This window comes from Arsenicicoccus cauae, assembly GCF_043162025.1.
GTDB classification, from domain to species: Bacteria; Actinomycetota; Actinomycetes; order Actinomycetales; family Dermatophilaceae; genus Arsenicicoccus; species Arsenicicoccus cauae.
Window position 1 is genome coordinate 1,644,407 of sequence record NZ_CP171001.1, and the last position, 13,218, is coordinate 1,657,624.

Annotated in this window: 13 protein-coding genes; 9 read left to right on the forward strand and 4 right to left on the reverse strand. The window is 72.2% G+C overall.

The genetic code is table 11. The features are described 5' to 3' along the window. Positions 1-16 precede the first annotated feature (16 nt). Positions 17-982, reverse strand: coding sequence for an acyl-CoA thioesterase (locus ACF3NS_RS07760; RefSeq protein WP_154593265.1), 966 nt, complete (start codon positions 980-982; stop codon positions 17-19). A 75-nt stretch (positions 983-1,057) separates the two neighbouring features. Between ACF3NS_RS07760 and ACF3NS_RS07765 the strand changes: the two genes are divergently transcribed. Next, complete coding sequence (locus ACF3NS_RS07765; RefSeq protein ID WP_288799080.1) at positions 1,058-2,404, forward strand: glutamate mutase L; 1,347 nt, start codon at positions 1,058-1,060, stop codon at positions 2,402-2,404. Between the two features lie 119 nt (positions 2,405-2,523). On the opposite strand, the gene greA is transcribed toward ACF3NS_RS07765, so the two are convergent. Continuing rightward, positions 2,524-3,015 (reverse strand): transcription elongation factor GreA, encoded by a 492-nt coding sequence (gene greA / locus ACF3NS_RS07770; protein WP_288799081.1) that lies wholly within the window; start codon positions 3,013-3,015, stop codon positions 2,524-2,526. Positions 3,016-3,185: 170 nt separating this feature from the next. Then, positions 3,186-3,608, reverse strand: a complete 423-nt coding sequence (locus tag ACF3NS_RS07775; protein WP_392469008.1) for a DUF4307 domain-containing protein — start codon at positions 3,606-3,608, stop codon at positions 3,186-3,188. A 105-nt stretch (positions 3,609-3,713) separates the two neighbouring features. Between ACF3NS_RS07775 and mca the strand changes: the two genes are divergently transcribed. The 7 genes from mca to ACF3NS_RS07810 all read left to right on the forward strand — a co-directional run bounded on the left by mca (position 3,714) and on the right by ACF3NS_RS07810 (position 10,230). Then, positions 3,714-4,664, forward strand: a complete 951-nt coding sequence (mca, locus tag ACF3NS_RS07780) for a mycothiol conjugate amidase Mca (protein ID WP_392469099.1) — start codon at positions 3,714-3,716, stop codon at positions 4,662-4,664. After that, on the forward strand, positions 4,661-4,882 hold the full coding sequence (locus ACF3NS_RS07785) for a hypothetical protein (RefSeq protein ID WP_288799083.1): 222 nt from the start codon (positions 4,661-4,663) through the stop codon (positions 4,880-4,882). Before mca ends, ACF3NS_RS07785 begins: the two co-directional genes overlap by 4 nt. A gap of 90 nt (positions 4,883-4,972) precedes the next feature. Continuing rightward, the gene (locus tag ACF3NS_RS07790; RefSeq protein WP_288799084.1) at positions 4,973-5,740 is read left to right on the forward strand and encodes an isoprenyl transferase; all 768 of its coding nucleotides are present in this window, start codon (positions 4,973-4,975) and stop codon (positions 5,738-5,740) included. A 474-nt stretch (positions 5,741-6,214) separates the two neighbouring features. Beyond that, positions 6,215-7,450: a PhoH family protein gene (locus ACF3NS_RS07795; protein WP_230082837.1), complete on the forward strand. Its 1,236-nt coding sequence runs from the start codon at positions 6,215-6,217 to the stop codon at positions 7,448-7,450. 79 nt (positions 7,451-7,529) lie between these two features. After that, a complete protein-coding gene (locus ACF3NS_RS07800; RefSeq protein ID WP_289032691.1) occupies positions 7,530-7,781 on the forward strand; it encodes a FeoA family protein in 252 nt (83 codons plus the stop codon). Next, positions 7,778-9,934: a ferrous iron transport protein B gene (gene feoB, locus ACF3NS_RS07805; protein WP_392469012.1), complete on the forward strand. Its 2,157-nt coding sequence runs from the start codon at positions 7,778-7,780 to the stop codon at positions 9,932-9,934. Before ACF3NS_RS07800 ends, feoB begins: the two co-directional genes overlap by 4 nt. Further along, on the forward strand, positions 9,931-10,230 hold the full coding sequence (locus tag ACF3NS_RS07810) for a FeoC-like transcriptional regulator (protein WP_154593259.1): 300 nt from the start codon (positions 9,931-9,933) through the stop codon (positions 10,228-10,230). Before feoB ends, ACF3NS_RS07810 begins: the two co-directional genes overlap by 4 nt. A 53-nt stretch (positions 10,231-10,283) precedes the next feature. On the opposite strand, the gene coaA is transcribed toward ACF3NS_RS07810, so the two are convergent. Further along, positions 10,284-11,264 (reverse strand): type I pantothenate kinase, encoded by a 981-nt coding sequence (gene coaA, locus ACF3NS_RS07815; RefSeq protein WP_154593258.1) that lies wholly within the window; start codon positions 11,262-11,264, stop codon positions 10,284-10,286. 79 nt (positions 11,265-11,343) lie between these two features. Between coaA and glmS the strand changes: the two genes are divergently transcribed. Beyond that, a complete protein-coding gene (glmS, locus tag ACF3NS_RS07820) occupies positions 11,344-13,197 on the forward strand; it encodes a glutamine--fructose-6-phosphate transaminase (isomerizing) (RefSeq protein ID WP_154593257.1) in 1,854 nt (617 codons plus the stop codon). Positions 13,198-13,218: the final 21 nt, after the last annotated feature.

Sequence of the window (13,218 nt, forward strand, 5' to 3'; positions counted from 1 at the left end):
GTCCAGTCTCGCACGCTCACTGCGGGGCGTCGGGCGCTGCCGCGGGGATGGGGCGGCGCAGCCGCTCACGGATGTCGATCAGCGCCTTGGCGTGCTCCTGCAGCGCGAGGTCCTCGGGTCGCTGGGGGTTCCAGGAGCGCACGTGCTGCTTGTGGCCGTGCTCGTCGAGCGCCACGAGGACCATGGTGCAGTGCGTCGTCGTGCGCATCTCACCGGTGCGGGGGTTGCCGGAGCGGACGTGCACCGAGACGTGCATCGAGGAGTGGCCGGTGTAGATCAGGCGCGCCTCCACCTCGACGAGGTCCCCGATGAGCAGCGGGCGGTAGAACCGGACGCCGCCGGCGTAGACCGCGATGACGCTGCCCTGGTGCCAGCGCTCGGCGACCAGCGTGGCCGCCTCGTCGATCCAGCGCATGACGATGCCGCCGTGCACCTTGCCGCCCCAGTTGACGTCGGTCGGCGCCGCCATGAACCGCAGCGTCTCGCGGCAGGCGTCCGTGTCGTCGGTGTAGCGCTGCCGCTCCATGTCGGCCTCGATGGCACGCCTCCCCTCGATGCGGCTCACCGCCAAGGCCTGCTGCTCGCGCTCCCAGTCGTCCTGCGGCACGAACTCCGGCACCGCGGCGGGCCGCCCGTCCTCGCCCATGGACACGAAGACGAGCAGGCACTGCGTGTTGATGGTGAGCCGGCCGTCGCGAGGGTCGCCGGAGGAGACGGTCGCCACGATGTGCATCGACGAGCGCCCGGTGTGGACCACGCGGGACTGCACCTCGACCAGGTCCCCGACCTCGACCGGGCGGGTGAAGTGGATGTTGCCGACATACGCGGTCACGCAGTAGGTGCCGGACCACCCTGCGGCACAGGCATATCCGGACTTGTCGATCCACTCGAGCATGCGCCCGCCCCCCACCCGGCGCCGGACGTTGCCGTCCGTCGGGGCCGCCATGAATCGGAGGGTCACGCTGCGCTGGGTGCCGGGCATGGCCCCCAGGCTAGTGACGCGGAGCCGGAGGGGCCGCGCGACGTCCACCAGGGCCGGGGTGGATAGCCTGCGGGCATGTCTCGCGTGCTGTGCGTCGATGTCGGCTCGACCTTCACCAAGGCGGTGGTGGTCGAGACGCAGACCGGTGAGCTGGTGGCGCGGGCCGATACGCTGACCACCGTGACCACCGACGTGCTCGACGGCTACCGGACCGCGCGCGGGCTGGTCGAGGCGCAACTCGTCGACCCGGCGCTGGGCGGGGCGGGGTCGATCGACGACGTGCTGCTGTGCTCCAGCGCGGGTGGGGGGCTGCGGCTCGCGGTGGTGGGCTACGAGCGGACGGTGACCGCCGAGGCGGGGCACCGCGTGGGCCTGTCGGCCGGCGCCAAGGTCGTCCACGTGAGCGCGGGCGAGCTCGACGCGCAGGGCATCCGCGACCTGCGGGCCAGCCGTCCGGACGTGGTCCTGCTCGTCGGCGGCACCGACGGGGGCAACGCAGAGGTGCTGCGGCACAACGCGACTCGCCTGGCGCGGGCCCGCGTGACCATGCCCGTCGTGGTCGCCGGCAATGCCGCGGCGCGCGACGAGGTCGTGGCGATCCTGCAGGAGACCGGCCGCCGCGTGGTCGCCACGGACAACGTCGTCCCTCGCATCGGCGTCATCGCGCCGGAAGGGGCGCGGGCCGCCATCCGGGAGGTGTTCCTGGAGCACGTGATCGGGGGCAAGGGGCTGTCGCGGGGGCCGGAGCTGGCGCGGCTGGTGCGCGCCGCGACGCCCGACGCGGTGCTGAGCGGCGTCGAGGTGCTGGCGGCGCTGCACGACGGCGACGTCCTGGTCGTCGACGTGGGCGGCGCAACGACCGACGTCTACTCCGTCATCGAGCCGCAGGGGGAGGACGCGACGCTGCGCAAGCACGTCGTCGGCACGCTCTGGGCGATGCGCACCGTCGAGGGGGACCTCGGGATGCGCTGGAACGCCCCCACCATCGTCGAGGCGGCCCCCGGCGAGGGGCTCGCCGTGAGCGAGAGCCTGAGCGCGTATGCCGACCGCGTCCACGCCGACACCGGGCACCTGCCGGTCGACGCGACCGAGCGCAGGCACGACGCCGAGCTGGCCCGCCTCGCGGCCACGATCGCGGTGCGCCGCCACGCCCGCCCGGACCGTCCCACCGGCGACATCGCCCTCGTGCTGGGGTCGGGCGGCGCGCTGCGGCACGGCGGCCAGCCGGGGGGGAGCACAGCGGGGGATAGCACAGCAGGGGAGGTGCTCGGCGCGGTCACGAGCGACTGGGCCGGCGGCTGGCGGGTGCCCGACCAGGCCCGGACGGCCGTGGACGTGGACTACGTGCTGTGCGCGGTGGGGCTGCTCGCGGGGGTCGACGAGGCGGCGGCCCGCCGGGTGGCAGCGCGGCTGCTGCGGTAGGGCGGTCGGCATACGGCCCGGAGAACCCGAAGATCGTGAGGGTCTGGTCCAAGAATCGTGGACCAGACCCTCACGATCGTGGGAGAACGAGGAGGTCAGGCTGTCATACAGTCATACAGTCACGCCTGATAGGGCTTGGCGTCCTTGATCTTGACCGAGATGGTCTTGCCGTTGGGGGCCTCGTACGAGGCCGAGTCGCCCTTCCTCTTGCCGTTGATGGCGGCGCCGAGGGGGGACTTCTCGGAGTAGACCTCGAGGTCCTCGTCGCCGGCCATCTCGCGGCTGCCGAGCAGGAACGTCAGGTCGTCGCCGAACAGGTCGACGGTGACGACCATGCCCGGCTCGACGATGCCGTCGTCCGCAGGGGCCTCGCCGACCTTGGCGGTCTCCAGCAGCTGCTTGAGCTGGCGGATGCGGGCCTCCATCTTGCCCTGCTCCTCCTTGGCCGCGTGGTATCCGCCGTTCTCCTTGAGGTCGCCCTCGTCACGGGCGGCCTCGATGCGCTTGGCGATGTCGGTGCGGCCGGGGCCCGACAGCTGCTCGAGCTCACCCTTGAGGCGGTCGTAGGCCTCCTGGGTCAGGAAGCTCTGCTGAGCGGTCGTCTCGGTCACGATGATGTCTCCTGGTCGGTATAAGTCAGGGTCCGGACCACGCGACGAGGCTCCGGGGAGCCGCGCGTCAGGTCCAGACCCGCACGAGTAAGCGACCAGTGTACCAACTGGGCCCAGACCGTGCTCGAACCGGCCCGGACGGCCCTGATCAGACGGCGTCGAAGGGTGGCTCACACGCGCGTGCAGAGCTTGACGGTGCCGGTCACGGCTCGCGAGGTCGTGCGCAGGGTGGTGCGGGTGCGCGTCGTGTCCTGCCGGTCGTCCGCGGTCACCCGCACGTGGGCCGTCCCGACCGGCGCGAAGCGCACGTCGAGCGCCTCGACCTCGCAGGACACCGTCCAGCCCCGCGGCCGGGTCACCTCGAAGTCCACCATCACCGACCGGTCGTCCGCGACGCGGTAGTTGATGACCCGGTGGGTGATGACGTCGGTGGCGTTCTGCACACCGATCCAGGCGAGGAGCGCGACCGCCGGGACGAGGACGGCCGCCGCGATCCACCACCACCGGCGGGAGCCGAGCCGGGGCACGACGGGCTGCTCGAGCTCCTCGTCGTAGTCCCGCTCGTCCACGTCCGGGTAGGCGTCGTCAGGCACGTCGGCTCCTGCAGGTGGTTCGGGGCACAATGGGGGTCACCCACCACCGTAGTCCCGCCGGAAGGACCCCTCGTGACCGACACCGCCCGTGGCCCGCTGCGGCTCATGTGCGTGCACGCCCACCCCGACGACGAGTCCAGCAAGGGCGCGGCGACCATGGCGCGCTACCGCGCGGAGGGGCACGAGGTCCTCGTCGTCACCTGCACCGGCGGCGAGCGCGGGGACGTGCTCAACGACAAGCTCAAGGACGACCCGCACATCCAGCGCAACCTCCCGGAGGTGCGCCGCCAGGAGATGGCCAAGGCGCGCGAGATCCTCGACGTGCAGCAGGTGTGGCTGGGCTTCGTCGACTCGGGGCTGCCCGAGGGGGACCCGTTGCCGCCGCTGCCGGACGGGTGCTTCGCCCTCGAGTCCCTGGACGTCACGACCGAGGCGCTGGTCCGGGTCGTCCGGGAGTTCCGTCCGCACGTCATGACGACCTATGACGAGAAGGGCGGCTACCCGCACCCCGACCACGTCATGACCCACGTGGTGGCGATGGCGGCGTTCGAGGCGGCCGGGGACGCCGACCGCTACCCGCACGCGGGCGAGCCCTGGCAGCCGCTCAAGATCTACTACAACCAGACCTTCTCCAAGGCGCGCATCACGGCCTTCCACGAGGCCATGCTGGCGGGCGGGCACAAGAGTCCGTACGACGACTGGCTCAAGGGGTGGCGCGACCGCCCCGAGCGGACGGTGACCACCAAGGTCCACGTCGCGCAGTACTTCCCGATCCGGGACGCCGCCCTCATGGCCCACGCCACCCAGGTCGACCCGGACGGCACGTGGTTCCAGGTGCCGCTCGCGATCCAGGAGCAGTCCTGGCCCTACGACGACTTCGAGGCCGCCCTGTCGTACGTCCCGGTCGAGGCCGGTGAGGACGACCTGTTCGCCGGCCTGGGCACGCTCGAGGAGGCGGACGCGCTGGCTCGTCGCAGCGACCTGTCCATCGCCTACGACGGCCGCGTGGCCCTCGAGAGCGAGCACGAGCACGAGCACGAGGAGCAGGACTCATGAACCCCGGTGGCGGCGGCAACGACCTCTACAACCAGATCGGACCGGGCTTCGCAGCCTTCGTCGTGATCTTCTTGCTGGCGCTGGCGATCTGGCTGCTCGCCCGGAGCATGAACGGCCACCTGCGCCGGGTGCGCTACCGCGAGGCCGCGGAGCAGCAGGCCGAGCGCGACCGGCAGGCCGAGCGCGAGCAAGGGGCCGAGGGCGGGCGGCAGGAGTAGCCTCGGCACCGTTCGTGCCGCGCCGCCCTCCAGCACGCCGTGCGCGCCGAGCTGGCACAGCCCGCCGAGTCACCGGTCAAGGAGGTTCCCGTGCGCAGCGCCGTCGGCAACCCGCTGTACTCCGCCTACGAGCGTCGGCTGCTCAGCCAGCTGCCCACCGCGGGGCTGCCGCGGCACGTCGGCGTGATGCTCGACGGCAACCGTCGCTGGGCCCGCGCCAAGGGCGCCGACACGGCCGAGGGGCACCAGGCCGGGGCGGACCGGATCGAGCACCTGCTGGAGTGGTGCGACGAGGTGGGCATCGAGTTCGTCACCCTGTGGCTGCTGTCCACCGACAACCTCAGCCGTCCCGAGGCCGAGCTCGCACCGCTGCTGCGCATCATCGAGACCACCGTCGCCGCGCTCGCCGAGCAGCAGCGCTGGCGCATCCGGCTGGTCGGGGCGCTGGACCTCCTGCCCGCCGAGACCTCGACCGCGCTGCGCAGCGCCGAGCAGGCCACGGCCGAGCTCGACGGACTCGTCTGCAACATCGCCGTGGGCTACGGCGGGCGCCGCGAGATCGCTGACGCCGTCAAGGATCTCCTGCGTGCGCAGGCCGCCCGGGGCCGCACGCTGGAGCAGATCATCGAGTCGCTGGACGTCGACCAGATCGCCGACCACCTCTACACCAAGGGGCAGCCCGACCCGGACCTCGTGATCCGCACCTCGGGCGAGCAGCGCATCGGCGGCTTCCTGCTGTGGCAGTCGATCCACAGCGAGTTCTACTTCTGCGAGGCCTACTGGCCCGACTTCCGTCGGGTGGACTTCCTGCGGGCCCTGCGGTCGTATGCCGACCGCGAACGGCGCTACGGCTCCTGATGGTTCGCGCGAGACTGGGGTGTCCCCATACGGCGGTCCCCGACGACGCCAGGGGTCTGCGCGGGTGAACTTCCGCTGAACCCGGGCGCGCCGCGGCGAGATCTCCCGCGCGACCTCGGCGAGCCGCACGTACCGTGGCGGGCATCCGGCGCATCCAGCGCACGGATGGGAAGGCCTTGACGTTGAGGGAGCCACACGTGCTCCGGACGGGGGCCGGACCCGGCGCCCCGGCGTCAGGGTCGGCCTCCGGACCGAGAGCGAGCGCGACGGCACCGTCGCGCGTGGGGAGTCAGCGTGACGCAGACCAGCCATGACGAGACGTCCGCGGACCAGCGGGGCGAGGGCGGCGCCGACGTCCGGGGCGAGGGGGTCGCCGAGGTCGCCGGGGATCTGGCCGCCGTCCAGGGCGCGGTGGCGAAGGGTTGCCGCACCTACGTGATCGACACCTCCGTGCTCCTGTCCGACCCCCGGGCGATGCTCCGCTTCGCCGAGCACGAGGTGGTGCTGCCGGTCGTCGTCGTGACCGAGCTCGAGGCCAAGCGGCACCACCCGGAGCTGGGCTACTTCGCCCGGCAGGCGCTGCGGCTGCTCGACGACCTGCGGGTCAAGGAGGGGCGGCTGGATCACGCGGTGTCCGTCGGCGAGGACGGCGGCACCCTGCGGGTCGAGCTCAACCACACCGACCCGCGCGTCCTGCCGGACGGGTTCCGGCTGGGCGACAACGACACGCGCATCCTCGCGGTCGCCAAGCACCTGGCAGACTCCGGCCGGCACGTGACGATCGTCAGCAAGGACCTGCCCATGCGGGTCAAGGCCTCGGCGGTCGGCCTGGACGCCGAGGAGTACCGCCACGAGTGGAAGGTCGACTCGGGCTGGACGGGGATCGTCGAGCTGGAGGTCGCCCCGGAGCAGCTGGACGCGCTCTACGAGAACGGTCGCGCCGAGATGCCCGAGGCCAAGGACCTGCCCGTGCACACCGGTCTGGTGCTGTCCTCAGCCCGCGGCAGCGGCCTCGGCCGGGTCGGGGCGGACGGTGCGGTGCGCCAGGTGCGTGGCGACCGGGACGCCTTCGGGCTGCACGGCCGTTCCGCGGAGCAGCGGATCGCCCTGGACCTGCTGCTCGACCCGGACGTCGGCATCATCTCCCTCGGCGGCCGGGCCGGCACCGGCAAGAGCGCCCTTGCCCTGTGCGCCGGGCTCGAGGCCGTGATGGAGCGCCGTCAGCACCGCAAGGTCATCGTCTTCCGCCCGCTCTACGCCGTCGGCGGCCAGGAGCTCGGCTATCTCCCCGGGACCGAGAACGAGAAGATGGGGCCCTGGGCGCAGGCGGTCTTCGACACCCTGGGCGCCGTGGTGTCCACGGAGGTCGTGGAGGAGGTCATCGACCGCGGCCTGCTCGAGGTGCTGCCGCTCACGCACATCCGCGGGCGCTCGCTGCACGACGCCTTCGTCATCGTCGACGAGGCCCAGTCGCTCGAGCGCAACGTCCTGCTCACGGTCCTGTCTCGCGTCGGCCAGAACTCCCGCGTCGTCCTCACCCACGACGTCGCGCAGCGCGACAACCTCCGGGTGGGGCGCCACGACGGCGTCGCCGCGGTCATCGAGACCCTGAAGGGGCACCCGCTCTTTGCCCACGTCACCTTGACCCGCAGCGAGCGCAGCCCCATCGCCGCGCTCGTCACGGACCTGCTGGAGGGCCTGGACATCTGAGCGCGAGCCGCCCGACCCGACGTCCCCTCACGGGGAACCCGTGCAAGGCGTGCCTAACCTCAGGCGTACCGTGGGCGGCATGAGGCCCACCGACACGCTTCAGTCCGTCCCCCTCCGGCGACCGGTGCGCCTCACCCTGGTCGGGCTGCCCCTCGGGGCGCGTCGTCGGCTGGCCGAGCTGGGCCTGCGCACCGGCGCGACGGTCGAGGTGGTCCACCGCACGGCCGGGGGTGGTCGGGTCGTGGCGGTGGCCGGCGCCCGCATCGCTCTGGACCGGGAGACGGCGCGCGGCATACAGGTCCTCGGGGAGCAGGAGGTGCCGGTCGTATGACGCAGGCCCCGCCCCACGCCGGGGCCGCCACCTCCGGGCACGGCGCGGCCGCCGCCGGGCACGACGTGGTCACTCCGGAGCACATCACGGCCGCCGGCGTGCCCAGCTGCCACAGCGACGCCGGTGGACCGGCCGCGGCCCCCGGGGCGCCGGTCGTCGCCCTGGCCGGCTCGCCCAACGTGGGCAAGTCGACGTTGTTCAACGCCCTCACGGGCGCCCGCCGCCACGTGGGCAACTGGCCCGGCACCTCGGTGGAGGTGGGACGCGGGGCGTGGCGGGTCGGCCCGTCCGCGGCCCCACGCCGCGCCGCGAGCGAGGGCGAGGGCGAGGGCACGGCTGGCGAGCTGGACCTCGTCGACCTGCCCGGCGCCTACAGCCTGGACCCCGCCTCCCCGGACGAGGAGCTCACGCGTGCGCTGCTCGTCGACAAGCCGCCCGCCGAGCGCCCCGACCTCGTGGTCGTCACGGTCGACGCCGCGCACCTGGCGCGCAGCCTCTACCTTGTGGCGCAGGTCCGCGAGCACGCGTTGCGGGTCGTGGTGGCCCTGACCATGGGCGACGTCGCCGAGCGGCGCGGCATCCACGTCGATGTGGACCGACTGGGGATCTCGCTGGGCGTGCCGGTCGTCCCCGTCGACCCCCGGCGTCGCACGGGGCTGGACACCCTCGCGCACGTCGTGGTCGACACCCTGGATCGCCCGGTCCCTGCCGTGCGGGCGGTGGACGGCATACGGGACCGACACGCCCACGACCAGACGGACAACCCCGACGGGGAGGACCTGGTCGGGCCCGTGGACTCGCTCGACTCCGCCGACCACGAGCTGCTGCTGGCCGACGACCGGTTCGCGTGGGTCGAGTCGGCCCTGGAGGGCGCGGTCAGCCAGGGTGACGAGGTCCGGGTCGGGTGGACCGACCGGGTCGACGGGATCGTGACGCACCGCCTCTGGGGGCCGCTGGTCTTCCTGGCGGCCATGTGGGTGGTGTTCCAGCTCACCACGACCGTCGCGGCGCCGATGCAGGACTGGCTCGACGGATTGTTCACCGGCCCCGTCAGCGACGCGGCAGGGTGGCTGCTCGGTCGTATCGGCTTGGGGGAGAGCCCGGTTCGCGGCTTCGTCGTGGACGGGCTCATCGCCGGCGTCGGGATGCTCCTGACCTTCGTGCCGCTCATGGCGCTGATGTTCGCGCTGCTGTCGCTGCTCGAGGACTCGGGCTACATGGCCCGCGCCGCCGTCGTCACCGACCGGCTGATGCGGTCGATCGGCCTGCCGGGGAGGGCCTTCCTGCCGCTGGTGGTCGGCTTCGGGTGCAACGTGCCGGCCATCGCCGCCACCCGCACCCTGCCCAACGCGCACCACCGCGTCATGACCTCGCTGCTCGTGCCGCTCACGTCGTGCACCGCGCGGCTCACGGTCTACGTCCTGCTGGCGACGACCTTCTTCCCACGCCAGGCGGGCACCGTCGTCTTCGCGATGTACCTCCTGTCCATCGTGCTGGTCGTCGGGCTCGGCCTCGCGCTGCGCTCCACGGTATGGCGCCGCGTCGGCGACGAGCCGCTGATCCTCGACCTGCCGCCCTATCAGCTCCCGCACCTGCGGCTCATGGCCACGCAGACCTGGGTGCGGCTGCGGGGATTCCTGCGGACCGCCGGCGGCATCATCGTCGCCACGGTCGTCGCGATCTGGCTGCTGCAGGCCACCCCTATGCCGGGCAGGGGGTCCTTCGGCGAGGTGCAGGCCGCGGACTCCGTCTACGCCGCCGGTGCCTCCGCGGTCGCTCCCGTCTTCGCGCCCGCCGGCTACGGCGAGTGGCGGACCTCGTCCGCGCTGGTCGTGGGCTTCGTCGCCAAGGAGGCGGTCATCTCGTCGTGGGCGCAGACCTACGCGGTGTCCGAGCCCGCCAGCGAGCGTGAGCCCGGCCGGCTCGGCGAGGTCATCCGCGAGGACCTGGAGCGCTCGTCGGGCGGCCACGGGACGGCGGCCGCGCTCGCGTTCATGGTCTTCCTGCTGGCCTACACCCCCTGCGTCGCGACCCTGGCGGCGCAGCGGCGTGAGATCGGTCTGCGCTGGACGGGGTTCGGGCTGGTGGTGCAGCTGACGATGGCCTGGGCGCTGTCGGTCCTGGTGTTCCAGGTCGGGCGGCTGCTCGTATGACGGGCGGGCCGCTGCAGCAGGTGCTGGCGGCGTTCGGGTCGGGGGCGCGGTCGCTGGACGAGATCTCACGCCGGACGGGGCTCTCCCGGGCATCGGTCGACGCTGCCGTCGACCACCTCGTGCGGATGGGGAGGGTCGAGGCGCGCGAGCTGGCCGCCGGCTGCCCCGACGGCGGGTGCGGGACGTGCGCCTCCGGCTCGGCCGACGGGGCCGCCGGCTGCGGCGCGGACGGCCCGTCGCGGCGCCGGTCGGGACCGGTCCTCGTCGAGCTGACCCTGCGCCGCCCCCTTCGTTGAGCCGCCCTGCTCGTCGAGAGCCTTGGAGGCGGGGGAGGGCCGTGCGGGTGGGTTCAGAGCTTGCGCAGGAGCACCCGCCGCACCGAGTGGTCCTCGCCCTTGGTGAGGACGAGGTTGGCCCGCCCGCGGGTGGTCATCACGTTGTCCTCGAGGTTGGGGCCGTTGATCTCCTCCCAGATCCGCAGCGCGGTGGCCCGCGCCTCGGCGTCCGACAGGTCGGCGTAACGCCGGAAGTATGACGCCGGGTCGGCGAAGGCCGTCTGCCGCAGCTTGAGGAAGCGGTCGACGTACCAGGTCTTGATGTGGTCGATGCGGGCGTCGACGTAGACCGAGAAGTCGAAGAAGTCCGACACGGCCAGGCCCAGCCGCCCGTCACGCCTCGGCTGTGGGGCCTGCAGGACGTTGAGGCCCTCGACGATGAGGACGTCTGGCTGCTCCACGACGACCTGCTCGCCGGGGACGATGTCGTAGACGAGGTGGGAGTAGACGGGTGCGGTCACGGACGGCGCACCGCCCTTGACCGCGGCGACGAACCTCAGCAGGGCCCGGCGGTCGTAGGACTCGGGAAAGCCCTTGCGGTGCATCAGGCCCCGCTCGGCGAGGACGGCGTTGGGGTAGAGGAAGCCGTCTGTGGTGATCAGCTCGACCTTGGGGGTGGTCGGCCAGCGCCGGAGCAGGTCGCGCAGCAGGCGGGCGGTGGTGGACTTGCCGACGGCCACGGACCCGGCGACCCCGATCACGAAGGGTGTCGGTGGCGGCGTCGACTCCATGAGGAAGCTGCTCGTGACCCGGTGCAGCTGCGAGGTGGCGTCGACGTAGAAGGACAGCAGCCGCGACAGGGGGAGGTAGACCTCCTCGACCTCCTGCAGGTCCAGCGGGACACCGGTGCCCTGGATGCGGGCCAGGTCGGCGGCGTCGAGCGAGAGGGGGTGCCGGTCCCGCAGCCGGGCCCAGGCGGCTCGGTCCATCTCGACGTACGGGGTCGAGACCGGCGCGACGGCAGCATTGGACGACACCCGGACATTGTGGCCCATGAGCACGTATGACGCTCCGTCACCTCACGACCGCGGGTTTCGCGCGTGCGTGGGCCCGGGGCCGGATATCGTGGCCGGCATGTGTGGAATCGTGGGATACGTCGGCCCCCAGGTGGATGGCAAGGCTCAGCAGGTCGTCCTGGAGGGGCTGGCCCGGCTGGAGTACCGCGGCTACGACTCGGCGGGCCTCGCCCTCGTCGGTCCGGACGGGGTCTCCTCGGCCAAGAAGGCCGGCAAGCTCGTCAACCTCACGACCGAGCTGGAGGCGCACCCGCTCGGTGCCGCCAGCACCGGCATCGGCCACACCCGCTGGGCCACCCACGGCGGCCCCACCGACCAGAATGCCCACCCGCACCGCGGTGGCGAGGACCTCAAGGTCGCGGTCGTCCACAACGGCATCATCGAGAACTTTCACGCCCTCAAGACGCAGCTCGTCGCCGAGGGCGCCGAGTTCCGCTCCGAGACCGACACCGAGGTCGCCGCGCACCTGCTGGCCAGGGCCTACGACGGCGATCTGACGGCGGCCATGCTCGACGTGGTCAACCGTCTCGAGGGCGCGTTCACGCTCCTCGCCGTGCACGCGGACCACCCCGGCACCGTGGTGGCGGCCCGTCGCAACAGCCCGCTGGTCATCGGCCTCGGCGAGGGCGAGAACTTCCTCGGGTCCGACGTCGCGGCCTTCATCGGCTACACCAAGTCGGCGATGGAGGTCGACCAGGACCAGCTGGTCGTCATCACCCCCGACGACGTCCAGGTCATCGGCTTCGACGGGACGCCCGCCGAGGGCAAGAGGTTCGAGGTGACCTGGGACGCCGAGGCGGCGGAGAAGGGCGGCCACGCGTCCTTCATGGAGAAGGAGATCCTCGAGCAGCCCAAGGCCATCGCCGACACCCTGCTCGGACGCACCGACGAGGACGGCAAGCTCGTGCTCGACGAGATGAACATCGACCCCGACCGGCTCAGGGCCATCGACAAGATCATCATCGTGGCGTGCGGCACCGCCTTCTACTCGGGCCTGTCCGCCAAGTACGCCATCGAGCACTGGACCCGCATCCAGACCGAGGTCGAGCTGGCGCACGAGTTCCGCTACCGCGACCCGGTCGTCGACGACCGCACCCTGGTCGTGTCCATGTCGCAGTCGGGCGAGACCATGGACACGCTCATGGCGGTCAAGCACGCCAAGGAGCTGGGCGCGCTCACGGTCTCGATCTGCAACACCTACGGCGCCACCATCCCGCGCGAGTCCGACGCCGCGCTCTACACCCACGCCGGGCCCGAGATCGCCGTCGCCTCGACCAAGGCCTTCACCGCCCAGATCGCGGCCTGCTACCTGCTCGGCCTCTACCTCGCGCAGCTGCGCGGCGGGACCTACGCCGAGGACGCGCAGGCCGTCATGCGCGAGCTCGCCGAGATCCCCCAGCACGTCGACACCGTCCTCGGCAGCATGGACCGCGTCCGCGAGATCGCCCGCTTCATGTCCGACACCCGCTCGGTGCTCTTCCTCGGTCGCCACGTCGGCTACCCGATCGCGCTCGAGGGCGCGCTCAAGCTCAAGGAGATCGCCTACATCCACGCCGAGGGCTTCGCGGCCGGCGAGCTCAAGCACGGTCCGATCGCGCTGATCGAGCCCGGCCAGCCGGTGTTCATCGTCATGCCCGCGCAGGACAGCCCCTATGACCTGCACGCCAAGGTGGTCTCCAACATCCAGGAGATCCGCGCGCGTGGCGCCCGCACGCTGGTCATCACCGAGCGCGGCGACGAGGCGGTCCGACCGTTCGCGGACGAGGTCATCGAGGTGCCGCGCACCAGCGTGATGATGATGCCGCTGCTGTCGATCATCCCGCTGCAGGTCTTTGCCTGCGAGCTCGCCACCGCCAAGGGCCTGGACGTCGACCAGCCGCGCAACCTCGCCAAGTCCGTCACCGTCGAGTGACGGCGGGCGCCGGCATACGAG